Below are 19,409 nucleotides of genomic sequence, written 5' to 3'. Positions count from 1 at the left end.
TCTTTGTCGGGTCCACCAATGCGGACCAACCCGAATGAAGTTATCGAAAGAACATATCGAACGTCTGCGGGAGATGCTCGCCCGACCCGGGCAGCGCATCGTCGTCGTCTCCCACACCAACCCCGACGGCGACGCCGTCGGATCGTCGCTCGCATGGGCCGAGGTCCTGCGTACGATGGGACATGCGGTGACCTGCGTCGTGCCCAATAAATATCCCTATTTCCTCGACTGGATGCCCGGGATCGACGAGGTGGTGATCTTCAAGACCGACACCGAAGGGCGCGCACGGCGCGCCATCGCGGAGGCCGACATGATTTTCTGCCTCGATTTCAACGCCGTTTCGCGGCTCGAAATCCTCAGCGACACCATCGAGGCCAACACCACGGCCCGCCGCGTGCTGATCGACCATCACCTCTCGCCCGACGAGGGCTTCGACCTGATGTTCTCGCACCCCGATTCGTCGAGCACGTGTTTTCTGGTGTACAGCATCGTCGAGGCGATGTGCGGCGCCGGGGCTATCACACGCCGCATGGCCGAGTCGCTCTACGTGGGCATGATGACCGACACGGGCAATTTCGCCTTCTCGTTCCTCACCCCGGAGCTGTTCCGCGCCGTGGCCGTGCTGGTCGAGAAGGGCATCTCGATCCCCGACATTCACAACAGCGTCTACAACGCCTATACCGAGGGCCGCGCGCGGCTGTTCGGCTATGCCATCAACCGCAAGATGGAGGTGATCCAGGACGGGACGGTGGCCTACATGTCCTTGCTGGAGAACGAGATGCGCCGCTTTCAGTTTCAGCAGGGCGACAGCGAGGGATTCGTCAACTACGCCCTCACGATCAAAAAGGTCAAGATGTCGGCCATGTTTCTCGCCCACCGCAAATTCATCCGCGTGTCGCTGCGCTCGCGGGGCGACGTCGACGTCAACCTCTTCGCCCGGAAGTATTTCAGCGGCGGCGGCCACAAGAACGCCGCGGGGGGCAAGTCGTTCGTCTCGATGCAGGAGACCATCGACCACTACGTCCGTTCGGTCAGGGAGTTCGCCGACGAAGGGCATCTGGGCTGACGCCTTATGGACGATTTCCGCCTCAAGGTCTTTATCGCCGCGGCCCGGACGTTGAGTTTCACCCGGGCCGCCGAACAACTCTACATTTCGCAGCCCGCCGTCAGCAAGCATGTCGGCGAGCTGGAATCCCGTTATAAGGTGCAGCTTTTCACCCGCCGCGGCAGCCATCTGGAGCTGACCGATGCGGGGCGTACGATGCTGGAGGCGGCCGGGCGGCTTCTCGACGACTACCGCCGCCTCGAATACGAGATGAGCCTCTGCGCCGACCAGACCGGGGGCGAACTCCGCCTCGGGGCCAGCACGACCATCGCGCAGTACCTCCTTCCGCCGATTCTGGCGCACTTCACGGCGCGCTTTCCCGGGGTGCGGGTCTCGATGTCGTCGGGCAACAGCGCCGAGGTCGAGCAGGCGTTGGGCGAACATGCCGTGGATCTGGGGCTGGTCGAGAGCCTCAGCCGCCGGCAGGGGCTGCACTACACGCTTTTCAGGCCCGACGAACTGGTGCTGGTGGCCCGTCCGGGCGGGAAATACGCCCGCCGGGAGACGGTGACGCCCGAGGAGCTGCCGCGCATCCCGCTGGTGTTGCGCGAAAGCGGCTCGGGGACGCTCGAAGTGATCGCCGCGGCCCTTGCGGCCAGAGGCATCCGTCTCTCGCAGTTCGATGTGACGATGCGCCTCGGGTCGACCGAGGGGATCAAGGCCTTCGTCCGCAACAGCGACGCCATGGCCATCGTATCGGTGATTTCGGTGGTGGATGAACTGCGCAGCGGCGCGCTGCGGATCGTCGACATCGAGGGGCTGACGCTCTCCCGCGATTTCGTTTTCGTGCATGCCGAAGCCGAACCTGCGCGTCTGGCGCGGCGGTTCATCGACTTCGCCCGGGCGGATTTCTGATTGCCGGCCCCCGGTTTCCTTATCCCTGCGTCATAACTTCAGGTTATCCCGGATAACCAAATCTTGTTTCGTATCCCGATAAAAGATGCGACCTTTGCCGTCGCAATGAAGCAAAAGTTATCGGTCGTCATTAAAATTGCAAGGATATGTTGGAAAAAGGTAACAGGGCGAACACCCTGCACGGAATTCTCCTGATCGCGCTGTTTTCGTTCGCGGCATTTTACATCGCCGAAATCCCCGTTGTCAGACGGCTCTCGTTCAGCCCCCTGATCGTCGGCATCGTGCTGGGCATGCTCTACGCCAACAGCCTGCGCAACCGGCTGCCCGAAACCTGGGTCCCGGGCATCCGGTTCTGCACGAAGCAGGTGCTGCGCTGGGGCATCGTCCTCTACGGGTTCCGCCTGACGCTGGCCCAGGTGGCGGCCGTGGGCGTGCCGGCCGTCGTCGTGGACCTGATCGTCGTGACGGTCACCATTCTGGGGGGCGTTCTGCTGGGCCGCCTGCTGAAGATCGATCGCGACACGGCGCTGATGACTTCGACGGGCAGCGCCATCTGCGGCGCGGCGGCTGTGCTGGGGGCCGAGCCGGTGGTGAAGTGCGAGGGGTACAAAACCGCCATCGCCGTCTCCACGGTCGTCATTTTCGGAACCCTCTCGATGTTTCTCTATCCGGTCATGTACCGCACGGGCATGCTCAACGGGATGACCGACACGGAAGTGGCCGTCTACACGGGCAGCACGCTGCACGAGGTGGCCCACGTGGCCGGGGCGGGCAACGCGATGGACCCCACCGATGCGCTGGGGATCGCCGGAACGGCCACCATCACCAAGATGATCCGCGTCATGCTGCTCGCGCCCGTGCTCGTGATCATGGGCTTCGTGCTGGCGGGCCGCCGGAAGGAATCCGGGGGCGAAACGGGAAAACGCAGGATCGCCGTGCCGTGGTTCGCCTTCGGGTTCATCGGGATCATCGGTCTCAATTCGCTGCTGCAAAGCCTTTGCGGGGTGGAGACGGTCCGGGAAATTCCGCTCAACGGGACCATCGAGTACGTCGATACCTTCATGCTGACGATGGCCATGACGGCGCTGGGGACCGAAACGAGCCTCGACAAATTCAGGCAGGCGGGGGCCAGGCCTTTCGTGCTGGCCGGCCTGCTCTACGTCTGGCTGGTGGCGGGCGGTTACTTCGTCACGAAATACGTGGTCGGCATGTTGTAGCGACCGCTTTACAGTCTCGGCAGCTCCGGATTCTCGTGCTCGGAGTAGCGGAGCACCCGTTCCCGAATGAAGTCCGCGAAACCGCGGGCCTCTTCGTATGTAAGGGCCTCGGGATAGCTCATCAGCACCAGCCGGTGGGGATGGAACGGCCGCCGGAACGAGGGGTGGATGTACGCGTAGGGATTGGCGACGAAACCCAGCCGCTGGTAGAAATGCTGGCGGCGGACCGAGATTTCATCCTCCGGCGGGTCGATTTCCAGAATGACGCGCCGCCCTTGGCAAAAGGCCGCGAGGGCTTTTGAACCCATGTTCTGTCCCCGCAGGCGGGGCGAGACGGCCAGATGCTCGACGTAGCGGTAATCCCCGGCGTTCCAGTGGAAGAGGATGCCGATGAACTCGTCGCCGCGCCAGATGCCGTCGGCCTCGAAATGCGGGTCGCCGAAAGCGCGGTCGTAACCCGTGCCGTCCCAGCGTTCGCAGTCGGGGAAGGAGGCTTCGTAAAGCGCCCATGCTTCGGCCCAGCCCTTGTCCGAGCGTGATTTGAACGGTATGAATCGCAGTTGCTGTGTCATGGTTTCCAATTTTCGGCAAGATACGGCAAATTTCGCATAAAACCCAATTTTCACGACTGCCCGAACGAGCCGCAGCCGCTTCTGCGGCGCCCTGCCCGTTTGCCGGGAGCGGAAAAATCCCCGGAGCTTCGGCCCGGGGATTTCCGGTTTCCGGGGGGGGCGGAAAGGGACGCTCCGAAAAAAAATCGCACGGCGGGGGTCGGTATCCGGAAAAGGCGTGTCTATCGGGTGAAGACAAAGAGAAAAAATCTGTTTTGTGTAAATGATATGCAGAAAGAGATAGACAGACTGATCAATTCGTACCGGAGCAACGCTTTGAGTAAGGAGGAGGCCGGTATGTTGGCGGGATGGCTGGAGGAGTCGGATGAAAACCGGGCTTATTTCAGGGAGTGTCTCGCCAGACGGGAGCTGCCCGCGTCGGCCAAGGCGGAGCGGGAATGGGCGCGTTTCGCAGCCCGCAACAAGATCCTGTTCGCTGTCCCCGAGGTCGCCGGACGGCGCCGGAGTCGGTTCCTGCGCTATGTGGCGGCGGCCGCCGTGGTTGCGGCGGGCGTTTGCGCCGTGTGGTTCTGGCAGCGCACCCCCGATGTCGCGTCCGAAGCCGGGGCCGGGGCGGAGATCAGCGCCGCACAGCCCTTGGAATACCGCACGGCGTGCGGCGAGAGGCTCGACATCGTGCTGCCCGACGGGTCGAAGGTCTGCATGAATTCCGAGGCGACGCTCACCGTGGACCCGGGATTCGGGAAGGCGACGCGCGAGATCGAGTTCGACGGCGAGGCGTTTTTCACCATTTCGCCCGACAAAAACTGTCCGTTCATCATCCACAGCGCCAACAACAACTATACGGTGCTGGGAACGTCGTTCAACCTGCAATCCTACGCCCGGGAGAATTTCGCCGTGGTGACGCTCCATACGGGGTGTTTGCAGGCGCAGGCCCGGAAGGACGTCATCATCCTCGACCCCCTCGACACGGCGATCGTCTTCTGGATCGCAGCCTCGGCCCTGTCGTTCATCCTCGCGCTGTTCGTCTCGAAGAAGTCGCACGCGTAAGAACCTTCAGACTGAAACGATGTGCGTGCGATTCGATCTCATGCGCCCTTGCGGCGTGAATCGCTATGCGCTGGCCCTTGTTGCCCGGGCGCCGGCCGGGGATGGGGCCTTGCTGTCAATGTGACGAGCGGTGCAAGTGGGGGGGCGAACAAAACGAAAATGAAAAACCGCAGCCGATTGACAATCAGCTGCGGTTTTGTTTTCGTGTGCCCAGGACAAGACTCGAACTTGCACGAACGTAATTGTTCACTACCCCCTCAAAGTAGCGTGTCTACCAATTTCACCACCTGGGCATTGCTCTCCCGAATCAACTTTCGGGAGTGCAAATATAGGCACTATTTTGCGATTCGCAAAATTTTTGCGGAAAAAACGACAAAATTTGCATGGGGACCGCCCGGGTCGTTCTGCGGCGGTCCCGGAATGCTTTATTTGAGCGTCATCTCCTTGAGCAGGTAGCCCGCTCCGCCGACACGGTCCACAACGAACAGCACGTAGCGGATGTCCACGGCGATGTTGCGGCAGATCGCAGGGTCGAAGGCGATGTCGCTCATCGTCGAACGCCACGTGCGGTCGAAATTGATGCCGATGAGTTCGCCCCCGGCGTTCAGCACCGGCGATCCCGAATTGCCGCCCGTGGTGTGGTTCGTCGCCAGGAAGCAGACCGGCACGGTCCTGCGGCCGTCGATCACCGTGCCCCAGCGGCCGTAGTTCTTCGATGCGTAGAGGTCGCGCAGCGACTGCGGAATGTCGTAGTCGTAAATTTCGGGATTGTCCTTGGCGATGATGCCGTCGAGCGTCGTCTGCGGTTTGTGGTATTCGCCGTCGGCGTACTCGTATCCGGCCACGGAGCCGTAGGCCACGCGGAGCGTCAGGTTGGCGTCGGGATAGAAGGCCCGCTCGCGGTCCCATTCGCGCAGCCCTTTTATATAAGTAGTATAAAGTTCGTTGAGGATTTTGCTGTTGAGGTTGCGCAGCGACTTGGTTCCCAGCATCCACGAGATGTGGTCGAGCATGCGTTTGGTCTCCTCGCGCAGTCTGACTGCGGGTTGCATGGCCACGCTGTCGGAGCCTTCCCATACGGCCTCGAAAAGGGCGTCGGCGTAGGCTTCCGGCGATTTGTAACGGGCCATGCCTTCGGCGTAGGAGGGCGTGCGGTAAACCTTCGGGCAACGGCCGTATTCGCGGAACGCATGGCGCCAGAGCGCCTGCTCGGCGAACTTGCGCCGGGCGAAGCACTCTTCGGACCGTTCTTCGGGGGTGTAGGCTGCCGGCAGCGTCGAGAGCGTTTCGCGCGTGATTTCGTAAGCGAAATAGGCGTCCATGATCCGGTCGTACTCGGCGCGCAGGCCCATCACTACGCCGGCGTATTCGGGACGTCCCACGGACCACAGTCCGAACTGCGTCTCGTAATCGAATTTCGCTGCGACGGTTCCGCGGCGGTCGATGCCCAGCGCTTCGCCCTGCCATTTTTTCCAGGCGTTGGCGATCGAGGCGTGCTTGGCGGCGTAGTGGATGCGCAGCGCGGGGTCGGACTCCTGCGCTTTGGTGATGATGTCGAGACGGCCCGTGCGGACGGCGATCTTGGCCGGGTCGGAACGCTCGGCGATGTAGGCCACGGCGTCGGAGAGGATGTACTCCTGCGTGTTGCCCGGGAAACCGTAGATCATCGTGAAATCGCCCTCTTTAACCCCTTTCGTGGATATGCTGAAGTGTTTTTTCGGACGGTAGGGGACGTTCTGGGGCGAGTAGGCCGCCGGACGGTTGTCCTTCGAAGCGTAGACGCGGAACATCGAGAAATCGCCCGTGTGGCGGGGCCAGATCCAGTTGTCGGTGTCGCCGCCGAACTTGCCGATCGACGAGGGCGGCGCGGCCACCAGGCGCACGTCGTCGAACTGCTCGTAGACGAACAGGAACTGCTGGTTGCCGTAGTACATCTGTTCGACCGAGGCTTTGTAGCCCGTGCCTTCGGCCTTGGCTTTTTCGACGATCTGCGCGGCCGTCTCGCCCGCGGCGATCCGGTCGGTCACCTCCTCCATGCGGACGAGGAAGCGGACCCAGAGTTTTTCGTTGGGCAGCTCCTCGGCCCGCGACATGGCCCAGAAACCGTTGGTCAGGTAGTCGTGCTCGACGGTCGAATGTTTTTGGATGGCGTCGTAGCCGCAGTGGTGGTTGGTGAGCAGCAGGCCTTCAGGCGAAATGAGTTCGCCCGTACAGCCGCCGTTGAAGAGTACGACGGCGTCTTTCATCGAGGCCTTGTTGATCGAGTAGATGTCTTCGGCCGTGAGGCGGAAGCCTTTTGCACGCATGTCGTCGATGCGTTCGGAGATCAGGCTCGGGAGCCACATGCCCTCGTCGGCCAGCGCAGGCAGGAGGGCAAGGGCGGCGAGCAGGGTCAGCAGGGTGCGTTTCATGGATTCAAAAATTTATCTAATTCGGTGTATACTTTCTGGACGGGAAGTCCCATGACGTTGTAGAACGAGCCTTCGATGCACTCGATGGCGGCGTAGCCGATCCACTCCTGAATGCCGTATGCCCCGGCCTTGTCGAAGGGTTGGAAGGTGTCGACATAGTAGGCGATCTCCTCGTCGGTGAGCGTGCGGAACCAGACATAGGTCAGCGAAGTGAAGTGGGTCATCCGCGCGGCGGAGCGCAGGGTGACGCCGGTTGTGACCAGATGATGCGCGCCCGACAGGATTTTCAGCATGCGGCGGGCGTCGTCACGGTCGCGGGGTTTGCCCAGAATCTCCCCTCCGTGCCATGTCGTACCCTCGGCCGTCATCCGGAATTCGCCGCCGGCCAGCACGACGGTGTCGGCCGTGAGCAGGATGTCGTTTTCGAGCAACGGAACCGGATAGGCTTCGCTTTTGAGCGTCGAGAGGTACTCCGAAACGCCGATAAGCGGAAGGTCGTCGGGATAGGTCTCCTCGCAGTCGAATTTTTCGGCCAGCTCGTAGGGCAACCCGCAGCCGGTCATCAGCTCCCGTCGCCGTGGCGACTGCGACGCCAGCAGCAGGCGGTAGGGTTTGAGTTTGTCGTTGAGCAGCATGTATAAAGGTGAAAAGTTAAAGGTGAAAGGTTTTAGGAGCGGTTCTGCATTTTTTTCGATTTCGGAACAATCGTTTTTCTAGGTTCATCTGATGTCGAAATTTAACAGTTCGCGTCCTTCGAGCGCAGCGCGCAGCGTGTCGCCGGGGCGGACGGGGCCCACGCCGGCTGGCGTTCCGGTGTAGAGCAGGTCGCCCATGCGCAGGGTCATGTACCGCGACACCGTGGCGATGATTCGGTCGACCGTGAAGAGCATCTCCGCCGTGTCGCCTCTCTGGCGGCGCTCCCCGTTCACGTCGAGCGTGAAGTGCAGCCGCTGCACGTCGCCGCCCAGCTCCTGCAAGGAGACGAATTCCGGCGAGATCGCCGCCGAGCGGTCGAAAGCCTTGCAGCTCTCCCACGGAAGCCCCTCGGCGATGGCCCGCCGCTGGAGGTCGCGGGCCGTGAAGTCGATGCCCAGTCCCACCTCGTCGTAATAACGGTGGGCGAAACGCTCGGCGATGGCCTTGCCCACGCGGTTGATCCGCACCACCAGTTCGCATTCGTAGTGCACCTCCTGCGAGAACGACGGGATGTAAAACGGGTCGTTGTTGCGCAGCAGCGCCGTGTCGGGCTTGAGGAAGAACATCGGTTCCTCGGGGAGTTTCCCGCTGTCGTTGAGCTGTTCGTGCAACTCGGCGGCATGTTCGGCGTAGTTGCGGCCTATGCAGATGATTTTCATGCTCTCTCCTTATTTATTGTGGTCGTAGCGCTGTGCCCGGACCACCATCCAGATCACGTAAACCGGCAGGTAGACAGCGAGGATTATGGAAAAAGCCTCCTGTTGGCCGGTCAGTTCGAGTATTGTTGTAAATAAAATCAATAAACCTCCGATTATCACCAGGTGTCGTCGCATGAACGACGAAAGACCGTCGATGTCGACGTTTTTGCGTTTCTCCTTCGGCAGGGTGTTGTAACCCGAGATCAGCATCGGGAACCGTTTGACCAGCAGGCCGCATACGATTACAAATGCTCCGGCGAGCAGAGGAGCGAGCGGGTCGTTCATCGGAAGCTATTTTATTTTCTGTGCGTGTAGTTCTGCGACCATCCGTGCCGCAAACCGTTCGCTGGCTCCCGGGCCTCCGATGATCGTTTTCAGTTCGCCGAAGTCGGCGAGCATCTTTCCGCGCTTGCTGCCGCCGTGCAGGATCGCCCGCAGCTCGCGTTCGGCGCGGTCGACCGAGAAATCCGACTGGATGATCTCGGCGACGGCCTCGCGCCCCAGGTTCAGGTTCACGAGCGACACCCAGGGGACCTTCAGCACGTAGGGCCGCAGCCAGACCTGCCACCACACCGTGCGGTAGACCACCACTTCGGGAATGCCCAGCAGGGCCGTTTCGAGCGTCGCCGTGCCCGACGTCACCACGGCCGCCTCGGCCGCCGCAAGCGTCTCGTAGGTCTGGTCGCAGACGTAGCGGATGCCGCTTCCGGCTGTGTATTGTTCGTAAAGCGCCCGGTCGAGCCATGCGACGCCCGCCACCACGAACTGGCGCTCGGGGAATTTTTGCGACAGCGCGGCCATCAGCGGCAGGTTGTCGCGGATCTCGTTCCGGCGGCTGCCGGCCAGCAGGGCGACGATCGGGCGTTGGTCGAGGGAGTTGCGGCGGCGGAACTCCTCGGGCGTTGGGAGCGTCGTCCGCCGGGCCTCGATGGCGTCGACGAGCGGGTTGCCCTCGAAAACGGGCGTGATGCCGTGTTTCGGGAAATAGGTCCGCTCGAAGGGGAAGATGATGAAGAGCCGGCCGACGTATCTGCGGATCGCCTTCACCCGCCATTCGCGCCACGCCCAGACCTTCGGGGCGATGTAATAGAAGGTGCGGATGCCGTGCTCTTTGGCCCAGCGGGCCATCTTCATGTTGAATCCCGGGTAGTCCACCAGAATCAGCACGTCGGGGGCGAACTCCGCCACGTCGGCCTGACACTCCCGCATCTGCCGCCGGATGGTCCCGAGGTTCTTCAGCACCTGCACGATGCCGAAGAACGAGGTCTCCCGGTAGTGTTTGCGCAGATTCTCCGCGCCGCCCGCCGCGGCCATGCAGTCCCCGCCCCAGAAGCGGAATTCCGCCCCGGGATCGGCTTTTTGCAGCCCTCGGATCAGGTTTGCGCCGTGCAGGTCGCCCGAAGGCTCCCCGGCGATGAGGTAGTATTTCATCTTTTCGATTTTATAGGGCGCCTTTTGCCCTGCCTCGTCCTTCGCAAAAGGGAAATACACTGGTATGTCCCTTCTGCGTCGGCCTTCGTTATGTCAAAATCCGCTCCTCTAAAATCAAAAAGTGCGGGAGCGTAAGGGGGCTGCTATTCGTTGAGCAGGTCGGGGCGCAGGCGCTTGGTGCGTTCGTAGGCCTCGTTGTCCTGCCATTTGGCGATCTCGGCGAAGTTGCCCGACAGCAGCACGTCGGGGACCCGCCAGCCGCGGAACTCCGCCGGCCGCGTGTAGACCGGGGGAGCCAGCAGGTTGTCCTGGAACGAGTCCGTGAGGGCCGACGCCTCGTCGCCGATGGCCCCGGGGATGATCCGCACGACCGAGTCGGCGATGATGCAGGCCGCCAGCTCGCCGCCTGTCAGCACGTAGTCGCCGATCGAGATCTCGCGCGTTACGAGGTGCTCGCGGATGCGGTGGTCGATGCCCTTGTAATGGCCGCAGAGAATGATGATGTTTTCGAGCGTCGATAGGCGGTTGGCCTCGTGCTGGTCGTAGCGGATGCCGTCGGGCGAGGTGTAGATGATTTCGTCGTACGGCCGTTCCGACTGGAGCTTTTCGACCAGTTCGAACACTGGTTCGCACTTCATGACCATGCCCGCCTCGCCGCCGAACGGATAGTCGTCGGTGGTCTTGCGGCGGTCGTGGGCGTAGTCGTGCAGGTTGTGGACGACGATTTCGACCAGCCCTTTGTCCTGCGCCCGCTTGAGAATCGACTCGTTGAGCGGCGAGGCCAGGAGTTCGGGAACCGAGGTGATGATGTCAATGCGCATGGCGATTCATAATTCAAAAAGTAATCAAGTTGTTATTCTGCTCTGATTCTGGTTCCCGACCGCCGTATTCGTCGTCTTCGACGCCGTTTGCAAGTCTGACCCCATCCCAAACCCTTCCCTCGGGGAAGGGCTTGGTGCCGCTGTGCGGCAAAATCGGAGCTTCCGACCCTCGGAGCAAAATATAATTACCATTCATAGTCAGTTTCCGGGGCGGAAGATGATGTCTTTCGACGAGTCGTCCGTCAGCGGGATCTCCCGTCCGCGGTCGAGCGTGTAACCCGTGTAGCCCAGTCCGGTGAAGAGCGCGACGATCTGCGGGCGGTTTTCGCCGCCCGTCTCGATCAGCACCGTGGGGCGGTGACGCTCCAGCAGGGGGCGCATTTCCCGCATCACGATGACCTCGTAACCCTCGATGTCGCATTTGATGAAGTCGAGGCGCTCCAGTTTGCCGAACAGTTCGCTGCCGCGGCGCATCTGGGCCGTGAACTCCACGTCGGCTCGGCCGCCGGCGTCGTTTACGAAGTTCTGCCCCGTGCCGAAGTAGCCCGTCTCGCGCGCCGAGTCGTTGGCCATCACGATGGGTTTCGATTCCGTGCCCAGGGCGTAGGGAAGTATTTCGGTGTTGGCGCAGCGGCGGAGGTTGCGGCTCAGCACCTTGCGGATCGGGGCCACCGGTTCCACGGCGTAGACCTTGCCCGCGGGGCCTGCGAGGCGGGAGATCGTGCGGGCGTAGTAGCCGAGGTTGGCGCCGATGTCGATGCATGTGTCGCCCGCGCGGACCAGCTTCGGCAGGTGGTAGACGTACTCCGTGGCAGGGGCCTCGCGTCCGATGCCCAGCCGCTGCCAGAGGAAGAACAGCCGGCTCACGGCGCGCAGGTAGCCTTCTAACGGCAGGGTGCGGTAGAGAATCTTATGGATGAATTTCCCCAATTTCAATTTTTAATTTTTAGTTCCGGTAGTTGATCTCCTCGTTCAGCACCTCGACGATGAAGGGGTTGTAGAGCGTTTCGTGGCCGATCGTCGACTCGGGACCGTGGCCGGGATAGATGTGCACCTCCTCGCCCAGCGGAATCAGCGAGTCGAGGATCGAGCGCATGATCCACGAATAGTCGCCGCCCGGCAGGTCGGTGCGGCCGATCGACTCGCGGAAAAGCGTGTCGCCCGTGAAGAGCGATTTCGAATCCGGCTCGTACAGCGCCACATGGCCGGGGGTGTGGCCGGGGGTGCGGATCACGCGCAGGGCGGTGTTGCCGAAACGCACTTCGGACAGGGTGTCCAGGTCGAGGTCCGCCGCGGGCATCGCGCCGATCTTCACGCCGAAGACCGAACCGCTCGTCGCTGCGTTGTCCAGCAGGAACTGGTCCTTCGACGAGAGGGCGAAGGGGATGCCGTAGCGCTGTTTGAGGTGCTCGACGCCCAGCGTGTGGTCGAAATGGCCGTGGGTGTTGACCGCCATGACGGGTTTCAGCCCGTGCTCGGCGATGAAGTTGTCCAGCGCGGCGTCCTCGCGCGGGTTGCTGTTTCCGGCGTCGATGACGATGCACGCTTTGGTGTCGTCCCAGACGACGTAGGTGTTTTCCTGTATCGGATTGAATTGCAGGCAGGCGATTTTCATAATGATGGCTGTTTTAATGCAGTCGGTTTTGCAAAGATAGTGTTTTTTACGGGATTTTACCTATCTTTATGACCCAAAACGACCTGATTCCATGAAACGATTTTTTGCGCTTTTCGCGGCTCTGACCCTGTTCTGCACGGGGATTTCGGCCCAGACGGCCGCCTGCCGGACCGAAACCGGCATCGCCTACCGCGACGCGGCGGGCGACGGCTATGTCGATTCGCTTTGCCGGCTGGACATTTGCTGGCCGGCGGATAGGAAGGGATTTCCGACCGTCGTGTGGTTCCACGGCGGGGGACTGACCGGCGGGCGGCGCGAGATTCCGAAAGCGTTGTGCGGCAAAGGATTCGCCGTGGTGGGCGTGGATTACCGCCTCGCTCCGCGCGTGAAGGTCGCCGACTGCGTGGCGGATGCCGCCGCTGCGGCCGCTTGGGTGGTGAAAAACATTGCTTCCTACGGCGGCGACCCGCGGCTGATCTTCATCGCCGGACATTCGGCGGGCGGTTACCTGACTTCGATGATCGGGCTGGACAAACGCTGGATGGCGCCCTACGGCATCGACCCCGACACGGCGTTCGCGGCGCTGATCCCTTACAGCGGGCAGGTCGTGACCCATTTCGCGCGACGCCGCGAAATGGGGATTCCCGATACGCAGGTGGTCGTGGACGACATGGCGCCGCTGAACTACATACGTCCCGACTGCCCGCCGATCCTGATCCTCTCGGGCGACCGCGGGCGGGAGATGCTGGGCCGCTACGAGGAGAACGCCTATTTCTGGCGCATGATGCAGGTGGCGGGGCATCCCGACGTCGAGATCCGGGAATTCGACGGGTTCGACCACGGCAACATGCCCCAGGCGGGCCATTACGTCGCGGTGCGCTACATCCGCGACTTTGTGAAAAAACTGGAAAGATAATTGCGGGCCGGACCCGTAAACGGAATGACGATGAACGGATGGATGAAACTGGCGGCCGCGCTTTTCGCCGCGGCGTCGTTTGCGGGGTGTTCGCTGCTGAAGGTGGCCGTGGCCACGGGCGACCCTCTGTCGAAGGAGCAGATGAACGTGCGGACCATGACGCGCGGCTTTTACTACGACATGGCCGGCGAGGTGGCCCGTGCGGCCGACTCGATCGTCGCTGCGTCGCCCGACGTGAATGTGCGCGTAGCGGCCGTGCGGTGGAAGATCCGCGCCACGCGCGCCGGGGTGACCGCCGCCATGCAGGGCATTCCCGACGTGGCGCTGGCCGACCTGTGGATTCTGTGCCGCCGCATGAACGAGGGTTTCGCCCAGGCGCCCGATTCGCTGCTGTTCGGTCTTCAGAGCGACATCGCCCGCGACGCCGCTCTGCGGCTCGACCGCCGGGCCGGGAGGCTCGCCCGGCAGGTGCTTCCGGACGACCGCTATGCGCTGATGGAGCGGTTCGTTACGGACTACGTGCGCGACAACCCCGCCTCCGAGGGCGACGAGACCGACAACACGACCCTCGCGTGGCTGGAATACCTCCGGGCGGCCGGCGTCGAACACGATTACGCCACCGGCTCGATCGCCGAGGTGCTGGCCGACGTCAACGACCGGCTGAGCGGCCAGACCCAGCAGGTGACCAACAGCGTGAGCTGGTCGAAGGACATCTTCGAGATGCGGCTCCGGCAGGACAGCCTGCGCCTGCAGGTCGGGGCGCAGCTCGATTCGCTGGAACGCAGTTTCAACCGTATCGTGGTCGTCGCCGAGCACCTGCCCGAGATTTCGGACAAGGTGCTGGAGGAGCTGAACCGGCAGGCCACGCAGCTCATCTGGACGATGAACGCTTCGGTGGACAACGCTTTCGCCGACTTCGACCGCCAGCGCGGCGAGTTGCAGCAATACGTTACGCGTGAGCGCGAGGCGTTGGTCGAACAGTTGCGGGCGACGGGCGACGAACTGGTCCGGACGACGCTCGACGCCGTGCCGGGGCTTGTCGGCAAAATCCTGCTCTACGTCGTGCTGGCGCTTGCGGTGCTGATCGGCGGGCCTTTCGCGCTGGGCTTCTGGCTGGGCGGCGTGCGGGCCAAAGCCCGAATTAAAAATGAAAAATTGAAAATGAAAAATTAAGCGTTGACGGTTCCGTATGATGGTTCCGATACGTTTTGCGGGGAAATAATTTTGAATTATGAATTTTGAATTATGAATTGTTTTTAACTTTGCACGCAAAGTTAAAAACCGATGGCAAGAAAGAAAGCGAACTATCCCCTCGTCGAGGGGCTTGAAATAACGACCCTCGCGGCCGAGGGCAAGGCCATGGGCCGCTGGAACGACGTGGTGGTCTTCGTTCCGCTGACCGTTCCGGGCGACGTGGTCGACGTGCAGATCCGCTCCAAACGCCGCCGCTTCATGGAGGGCTTCGTGGTCCGCTATGTGAAGAAATCGCCCCTGCGGGCCGAGGCGTTCTGCGAGCATTTCGGCGTCTGCGGCGGCTGCAAGTGGCAGAACCTGCCCTACGGGGAGCAGCTGCGCTTCAAGACCGATCAGGTCCGCGACCAGCTGACGCGCATCGGCAAGATCGAGCTGCCGGAGATCGCGCCCTGCCTCGGCTCGGCCGAGACGCAGTTCTACCGCAACAAACTCGAATTCACCTTCGCCGACCGCCGCTGGCTGACGCGCGAGGAGATCGAGTCGGCGGGCGACATCGGCGACGCGCCGGCCGTGGGATTCCACATCCCGGGGATGTTCGACAAGGTGCTGGACATCCGCAAATGCTGGTTGCAGCCCGACCCGTCGAACGGCATCCGCATGGAGGCCAAGCGGTTCTGCGTGGAGAACGGCTACACGTTCCACAACGCCCGTTCGCACGAGGGGCTGATGCGCAACATGATCGTCCGCACGGCCTCGACGGGCGAGGTGATGGTGATCGTGGTCTTCAACAGCGACGACCGGCCCCGCATCACGGCCCTGATGGACCATCTGGCGGCCAAATTCCCGGAGATCACCTCCCTGTTCTATATCGTCAATACGAAGTTCAACGACTCGGTGGGCGACCTCGACCCGGTCTGCTACCGCGGCAAGGACCATATCATCGAGGAGATGGAGGAACTGCGCTTCAAGGTGGGACCCAAGTCGTTCTACCAGACCAATTCCGCGCAGGCCTACGAACTTTATAAGGTGGCCCGCGACTTTGCCGACCTCCGGCCGGGCGACGTGCTTTACGACCTCTACACCGGGACGGGAACCATCGCCAACTTCTGCGCCGCGCGTTGCGCCCGGGTGGTGGGCGTGGAGTACGTCCCCGAAGCCATCGCCGACGCCAAGGTCAATTCGGAATTGAACGGCATCGAAAATACGGTCTTTTACGCCGGGGACATGAAGGCGGTGCTCGACGACGGATTCGTCGCCGCGAACGGCCGTCCCGACGTGATCATCCTCGACCCGCCGCGCGCGGGCGTCGACGAACCGGTGATCGAAGTCATCCTGCGCGCCGCGCCCGAACGGATCGTCTATGTGAGCTGCAACCCCGCCACGCAGGCCCGCGACCTCCAGCTGATGGACGCCGCCTACCGCGTCGAGGCCGTGCAGCCCGTCGACATGTTTCCCCACACGCACCATGTGGAGAACGTCGTGAAGCTCGTGCGGCGGTAAACGGCGCGTCCGCGCGGGACGCAACCTGAACTGCAACCTGAACCACGGACCGATGATACGAATTTTTCTGACTGCATCGTTCGCCCTGATGTTCGTCGGGGCGGTCGCCCAGTCGCCGACCATCCGCACGCAGCGGAATGAGAATAACTCCGTGGATTTTATCCTGGAGAATAAGACGCGTCCGGGGACGTTGACTGTTTTTCTGACGCTCCGGGATTTGCAGAACTGTAACACCGCTTCGGGGACCTTCAGATACGAGACCCGCTATACCGGGACGCGGCTGCTGTCTCTCCGTCCCGCCGACGATACCCGGGGCGTGAGGTACGGTTATTCATACCGCTTTTTTTTAGGCCCTGTCGATAAGGGGCCCGATACCGCGTTTGTCTACCGCATGCCCACCACTGTTCGCTGGCCGGTGCGTGTGTCGCGCGGCGTGAGCGTTTACGACCGTTTCCGAAAAGAAAAGAAAGGGGCTTTGGGGTTGCATTTCGAAATGGAAAAGGGCGACACGGTCTATGCGATGCGGCGCGGCACGGTCGTGGAGGTCGGCATTCCCGAACGGGAACCCGATGCCCCGGCGGTGAGTTTTACCTCCGAAAGCCCCGATTTGCTGGTCGAGCAGCCCGATGGCACGCTGGCCTGGTATATCTGCCTCGACGGCGACAATGTGCTGGTCGAGGTCGGGGACGAAGTGCTGCCAGGAACGCCGCTGGCGCTGGCCGGGAGCTATGACGGCGAGCGATACAAAGTTTCCGTGCAGACCTTCTGGTGGGAGAGTAATCCGGACCCGAAGGAGCGGGAGCGAAAACCTTTCATCCGCAAGCATTTCTTTCCGCGGTTCGTTACGGAGGAGGGTGTCGTGTGCGTTGAAAAGGGTGTTTACCGACCCGTTGAAACCGAGGAATTGGTAATCCGCGAGATGAACAGGAAGGAGCTCAAGAAACACCGCGGAGGCAAAAAGCGATAGGGAGTTGTTCAAGGCCTGATTTCGCATCGGGGATGCAGTATTTTCGTTTTTCGGCGTTTTACTGGATACAAAGGGATGGAAACCGGCCCGGCTGAAAACAGTTCCGCGCGACGCCCGGCTTGCATAATCTTTGTAATAGGTTATTTAAAAACGAAAAGGCAATGAAACGACTGATTTTATTGGCGGCGGTGGCGTTTTTCGCCCTCCCCGCGGCAGCGCAGATGCAGGAGGCGTTCCCCAGCTACATTCAGGTCAACGGACGTGCCGAAAAGGAGATCGCGCCCGACGAATTCTACTTGCAGATCATCATCAACGAGCGCGACTCGAAGGGCAAGATTTCGGTCGAAAGCCAGCAGCGCGACATGATCGCCGCGCTCAAACGTGCCGGGGTCGATGTCGAGAAACAGCTCAAGATGGCCAACCTGTCGAGCGAGTTCTTCAAGAAAAACACCTCGGTGGCCACGGCCAAATACCAGTTGCAGCTGGGTTCCTCGGCGATGGTCGCCAAGGTGTGGCAGGCGTTGGACGGACTGGGCATCTCGAACGTCTCGATCCTGAAGGTCTCGCACTCGAAAATCGAACAGTATAAGGCCGAAGTGCGCGTCGAGGCGATGCAGAACGCCCGCCAGAGCGCCGCGACGCTGGCCGAAGCCGTCGGGCAGAAGATCGGCAAATGCTTCTACATCTACGATTCGAACAACAACGTGATGCCTGTTTTTTACGACAACATGGCCGTGATGCGCAGCGCCAAGGCGATGGGCGTCGCCGAGGACGCCGCTGCGGACGAACCGCTCGATTTCAAGACCATCAAGTTGCAGTACAACGTGCAGGCGAAGTTCGTGCTCGAATAGGACGGTTTCCGATTCTCTCGGGTGTCTTTCACCTCGCCTTGTCCGGGCTGAACGGGAAATGCGCTTGTGTGTCCCGTCCGGCCCGGACTTCGTTAAGGCGAAATTCCCTCCGCGATAGTCGCAGACGGCTCGCGGCGTCCGTCCGCCTCGTTCTTTGCGAGGTGCGGAACCCTCCGGCCTGCGGACCCGGCCGGCCGGTCCCGGCGCCAAATCCCCGTTCGTCGGCCGGAAGGTCCTGAAAATAAAACAATTCATCCGGGTTGAAAGCAAAGAGACTGAAAAAGTACGATTCAGTAAGCGATTTCTGAAAATTTTAGTATCTTTGTAGTTCACCCCTGTAAAAAAGGAGGAGTTATGGAAAAGCAGTTTTGTTTCGATTATGAACATTACGCGGCGCTGTCGGAGCTTTCCGAAGCCGACCGCAGGCTGGTCGCCGAGGCCGAACGGGCCACGGCCAATGCGCATGCGCCCTACTCGAATTTCCACGTAGGCGCCGCCGCGCGTCTGCGCAGCGGGAAAATACTCTACGGCAGCAACTTCGAAAGCGAGGTCTATCCCGCGGGACTCTGCGCCGAGCGGTCGCTGATGTTCTACGCCCAGGCCAATTATGCCGACGATCCGATCGAGACGATGGCCATTGCCTCGAACCCCTCGGAGCGCGAATGCTATCCCTGCGGCCAGTGCCGGCAGGTGATGGTCGACGTCGAGCGTCGTCAGGGTTCCCCGATGCGGGTGCTGATGAGCGGCCACGGTACGGTGACGGCGGTCGATTCGGCCTCCAAACTGCTGCCTTTCACCTTTATTCTGTAATTTCCGACGATGTTCAACCCGGACGACATTCTCTACGAAGACAACCACCTGCTGATCGTCAACAAACGCTGCGGCGATCTGGTGCAGCCCGACCCGTCGGGCGAGAGCGCCCTCGAGGACCAGATCAAGGCCTTCATCAAACGGCGCGACGCCAAACCCGGCGAGGTGTTCCTCGGCGTGGTGCACCGCATCGACCGCCCGGTGAGCGGAGCCGTCGTTTTCGCCAAGACGTCGAAGGCGCTCGTCCGTCTGAACGAGATGATCCGCGAAGGCCGTATCCATAAGGTCTATTGGGCGCTGACCGAAGCCACGCCCGATCCCGAGAGCGGCGAACTGCGCCATTATATCCTGCGCGACGGCAGGACCAACCGTTCGCGGGCCTGCGACGCCCCGAAGGGCGACGCCAAGGAGGCGCGCCTGCGTTACGCGACGCTCGGGGCGGGGACGAACTACACGCTGGTCGAGGTCGAACTGCTCACGGGGCGTCACCACCAGATCCGCGCCCAGCTCTCGAAGATCGGGTGCCCGATCCGCGGCGACCTGAAATACGGCGCCCGGCGCTCCCTGCCCGGGGGCGGCATCTCGCTCCACTCGCGCCGTGTCGAATTCGAGCATCCGGTGCGTCGCGAGCCGCTCTCGGTCACGGCTCCCGTGCCTGCGGGCGACAACCTGTGGACCTATTTCGAAAACCTCTGAATAT

20 protein-coding genes and 1 tRNA gene are annotated in these 19,409 nt (G+C 61.7%); 11 read left to right on the top strand and 10 right to left on the bottom strand.

Features of this window, described 5'->3' with window-relative positions; translation table 11 throughout:
- The first annotated feature begins 34 nt into the window (after positions 1–34).
- The 3 genes from NQ492_RS07170 to NQ492_RS07160 all read left to right on the top strand — a co-directional run bounded on the left by NQ492_RS07170 (position 35) and on the right by NQ492_RS07160 (position 3,177).
- Positions 35–1,066, top strand: coding sequence for a DHH family phosphoesterase (locus tag NQ492_RS07170; RefSeq protein WP_015546967.1), 1,032 nt, complete (start codon positions 35–37; stop codon positions 1,064–1,066).
- A 6-nt stretch (positions 1,067–1,072) separates the two neighbouring features.
- A complete protein-coding gene (locus NQ492_RS07165) occupies positions 1,073–1,960 on the top strand; it encodes a LysR family transcriptional regulator (RefSeq protein ID WP_015546968.1) in 888 nt (295 codons plus the stop codon).
- A 146-nt stretch (positions 1,961–2,106) separates the two neighbouring features.
- Complete coding sequence (locus tag NQ492_RS07160; protein WP_015546969.1) at positions 2,107–3,177, top strand: YeiH family protein; 1,071 nt, start codon at positions 2,107–2,109, stop codon at positions 3,175–3,177.
- Positions 3,178–3,185: 8 nt separating this feature from the next.
- On the opposite strand, the gene NQ492_RS07155 is transcribed toward NQ492_RS07160, so the two are convergent.
- Complete coding sequence (locus NQ492_RS07155; protein ID WP_015546970.1) at positions 3,186–3,749, bottom strand: GNAT family N-acetyltransferase; 564 nt, start codon at positions 3,747–3,749, stop codon at positions 3,186–3,188.
- A 267-nt stretch (positions 3,750–4,016) separates the two neighbouring features.
- Here NQ492_RS07155 and NQ492_RS07150 point away from each other — a divergent pair, with 267 nt between their 5' ends.
- Positions 4,017–4,799 carry a FecR family protein gene (locus tag NQ492_RS07150; RefSeq protein ID WP_015546971.1) on the top strand — a complete coding sequence of 261 codons (783 nt, stop codon included), beginning with the start codon at positions 4,017–4,019 and terminating at the stop codon, positions 4,797–4,799.
- A 207-nt stretch (positions 4,800–5,006) separates the two neighbouring features.
- Here NQ492_RS07150 and NQ492_RS07145 read toward each other — a convergent pair.
- The 9 genes from NQ492_RS07145 to NQ492_RS07105 all read right to left on the bottom strand — a co-directional run bounded on the left by NQ492_RS07145 (position 5,007) and on the right by NQ492_RS07105 (position 12,471).
- Positions 5,007–5,092: transfer RNA gene (locus NQ492_RS07145), tRNA-Leu, on the bottom strand.
- Positions 5,093–5,224: 132 nt separating this feature from the next.
- Entirely contained in the window at positions 5,225–7,210 is a 1,986-nt protein-coding gene (locus NQ492_RS07140; protein WP_015546972.1) for a S46 family peptidase, read from the bottom strand.
- Positions 7,207–7,845 carry a Maf family protein gene (locus NQ492_RS07135; protein ID WP_015546973.1) on the bottom strand — a complete coding sequence of 213 codons (639 nt, stop codon included), beginning with the start codon at positions 7,843–7,845 and terminating at the stop codon, positions 7,207–7,209. Before NQ492_RS07135 ends, NQ492_RS07140 begins: the two co-directional genes overlap by 4 nt.
- A gap of 84 nt (positions 7,846–7,929) precedes the next feature.
- Positions 7,930–8,565 (bottom strand): fumarylacetoacetate hydrolase family protein, encoded by a 636-nt coding sequence (locus tag NQ492_RS07130; protein ID WP_015546974.1) that lies wholly within the window; start codon positions 8,563–8,565, stop codon positions 7,930–7,932.
- Between the two features lie 9 nt (positions 8,566–8,574).
- Entirely contained in the window at positions 8,575–8,889 is a 315-nt protein-coding gene (locus tag NQ492_RS07125) for a DUF3784 domain-containing protein (protein WP_015546975.1), read from the bottom strand.
- Positions 8,890–8,895: 6 nt separating this feature from the next.
- Positions 8,896–10,035, bottom strand: a complete 1,140-nt coding sequence (gene lpxB, locus NQ492_RS07120) for a lipid-A-disaccharide synthase (protein ID WP_044054765.1) — start codon at positions 10,033–10,035, stop codon at positions 8,896–8,898.
- Between the two features lie 143 nt (positions 10,036–10,178).
- Positions 10,179–10,856: a tRNA (guanosine(37)-N1)-methyltransferase TrmD gene (trmD, locus tag NQ492_RS07115; RefSeq protein ID WP_015546976.1), complete on the bottom strand. Its 678-nt coding sequence runs from the start codon at positions 10,854–10,856 to the stop codon at positions 10,179–10,181.
- A 198-nt stretch (positions 10,857–11,054) separates the two neighbouring features.
- Positions 11,055–11,786, bottom strand: a complete 732-nt coding sequence (locus NQ492_RS07110) for an FkbM family methyltransferase (protein WP_044054766.1) — start codon at positions 11,784–11,786, stop codon at positions 11,055–11,057.
- Between the two features lie 16 nt (positions 11,787–11,802).
- Positions 11,803–12,471, bottom strand: coding sequence for an MBL fold metallo-hydrolase (locus NQ492_RS07105; RefSeq protein ID WP_015546977.1), 669 nt, complete (start codon positions 12,469–12,471; stop codon positions 11,803–11,805).
- A gap of 91 nt (positions 12,472–12,562) precedes the next feature.
- Here NQ492_RS07105 and NQ492_RS07100 point away from each other — a divergent pair, with 91 nt between their 5' ends.
- The 7 genes from NQ492_RS07100 to NQ492_RS07070 all read left to right on the top strand — a co-directional run bounded on the left by NQ492_RS07100 (position 12,563) and on the right by NQ492_RS07070 (position 19,405).
- Entirely contained in the window at positions 12,563–13,387 is an 825-nt protein-coding gene (locus tag NQ492_RS07100; RefSeq protein WP_015546978.1) for an alpha/beta hydrolase, read from the top strand.
- A gap of 30 nt (positions 13,388–13,417) precedes the next feature.
- Positions 13,418–14,560, top strand: a complete 1,143-nt coding sequence (locus NQ492_RS07095) for a hypothetical protein (RefSeq protein WP_044054767.1) — start codon at positions 13,418–13,420, stop codon at positions 14,558–14,560.
- A gap of 111 nt (positions 14,561–14,671) precedes the next feature.
- The gene (gene rlmD, locus NQ492_RS07090) at positions 14,672–16,081 is read left to right on the top strand and encodes a 23S rRNA (uracil(1939)-C(5))-methyltransferase RlmD (protein WP_015546979.1); all 1,410 of its coding nucleotides are present in this window, start codon (positions 14,672–14,674) and stop codon (positions 16,079–16,081) included.
- 52 nt (positions 16,082–16,133) lie between these two features.
- On the top strand, positions 16,134–17,048 hold the full coding sequence (locus tag NQ492_RS07085; RefSeq protein ID WP_044054286.1) for a M23 family metallopeptidase: 915 nt from the start codon (positions 16,134–16,136) through the stop codon (positions 17,046–17,048).
- Between the two features lie 161 nt (positions 17,049–17,209).
- Positions 17,210–17,899, top strand: a complete 690-nt coding sequence (locus tag NQ492_RS07080) for an SIMPL domain-containing protein (RefSeq protein ID WP_015546981.1) — start codon at positions 17,210–17,212, stop codon at positions 17,897–17,899.
- A gap of 354 nt (positions 17,900–18,253) precedes the next feature.
- On the top strand, positions 18,254–18,709 hold the full coding sequence (locus tag NQ492_RS07075; RefSeq protein WP_015546982.1) for a cytidine deaminase: 456 nt from the start codon (positions 18,254–18,256) through the stop codon (positions 18,707–18,709).
- 9 nt (positions 18,710–18,718) lie between these two features.
- Complete coding sequence (locus NQ492_RS07070; protein ID WP_015546983.1) at positions 18,719–19,405, top strand: RluA family pseudouridine synthase; 687 nt, start codon at positions 18,719–18,721, stop codon at positions 19,403–19,405.
- The last annotated feature ends 4 nt before the right edge of the window (positions 19,406–19,409 follow it).

The organism is Alistipes shahii WAL 8301 (genome assembly GCF_025145845.1).
Lineage (GTDB): Bacteria > Bacteroidota > Bacteroidia > Bacteroidales > Rikenellaceae > Alistipes > Alistipes shahii.
This window is presented reverse-complemented; position numbering and strand designations above follow the sequence as displayed.

Coding starts and splice junctions, on each gene's coding strand:
- NQ492_RS07155 (WP_015546970.1), bottom strand. CDS start 3,749: ATGACACAGCAACTGCGATTCATACCGTTCAAATCACGCTCGGACAAG.
- NQ492_RS07135 (WP_015546973.1), bottom strand. CDS start 7,845: ATGCTGCTCAACGACAAACTCAAACCCTACCGCCTGCTGCTGGCGTCG.
- lpxB (WP_044054765.1), bottom strand. CDS start 10,035: ATGAAATACTACCTCATCGCCGGGGAGCCTTCGGGCGACCTGCACGGC.
- NQ492_RS07170 (WP_015546967.1), top strand. CDS start 35: ATGAAGTTATCGAAAGAACATATCGAACGTCTGCGGGAGATGCTCGCC.
- NQ492_RS07105 (WP_015546977.1), bottom strand. CDS start 12,471: ATGAAAATCGCCTGCCTGCAATTCAATCCGATACAGGAAAACACCTAC.
- NQ492_RS07140 (WP_015546972.1), bottom strand. CDS start 7,210: ATGAAACGCACCCTGCTGACCCTGCTCGCCGCCCTTGCCCTCCTGCCT.
- NQ492_RS07100 (WP_015546978.1), top strand. CDS start 12,563: ATGAAACGATTTTTTGCGCTTTTCGCGGCTCTGACCCTGTTCTGCACG.
- NQ492_RS07160 (WP_015546969.1), top strand. CDS start 2,107: ATGTTGGAAAAAGGTAACAGGGCGAACACCCTGCACGGAATTCTCCTG.
- NQ492_RS07165 (WP_015546968.1), top strand. CDS start 1,073: ATGGACGATTTCCGCCTCAAGGTCTTTATCGCCGCGGCCCGGACGTTG.
- trmD (WP_015546976.1), bottom strand. CDS start 10,856: ATGCGCATTGACATCATCACCTCGGTTCCCGAACTCCTGGCCTCGCCG.
- NQ492_RS07150 (WP_015546971.1), top strand. CDS start 4,017: ATGCAGAAAGAGATAGACAGACTGATCAATTCGTACCGGAGCAACGCT.
- NQ492_RS07130 (WP_015546974.1), bottom strand. CDS start 8,565: ATGAAAATCATCTGCATAGGCCGCAACTACGCCGAACATGCCGCCGAG.
- NQ492_RS07125 (WP_015546975.1), bottom strand. CDS start 8,889: ATGAACGACCCGCTCGCTCCTCTGCTCGCCGGAGCATTTGTAATCGTA.
- NQ492_RS07070 (WP_015546983.1), top strand. CDS start 18,719: ATGTTCAACCCGGACGACATTCTCTACGAAGACAACCACCTGCTGATC.
- NQ492_RS07075 (WP_015546982.1), top strand. CDS start 18,254: ATGGAAAAGCAGTTTTGTTTCGATTATGAACATTACGCGGCGCTGTCG.
- NQ492_RS07095 (WP_044054767.1), top strand. CDS start 13,418: ATGAACGGATGGATGAAACTGGCGGCCGCGCTTTTCGCCGCGGCGTCG.
- NQ492_RS07085 (WP_044054286.1), top strand. CDS start 16,134: ATGATACGAATTTTTCTGACTGCATCGTTCGCCCTGATGTTCGTCGGG.
- rlmD (WP_015546979.1), top strand. CDS start 14,672: ATGGCAAGAAAGAAAGCGAACTATCCCCTCGTCGAGGGGCTTGAAATA.
- NQ492_RS07080 (WP_015546981.1), top strand. CDS start 17,210: ATGAAACGACTGATTTTATTGGCGGCGGTGGCGTTTTTCGCCCTCCCC.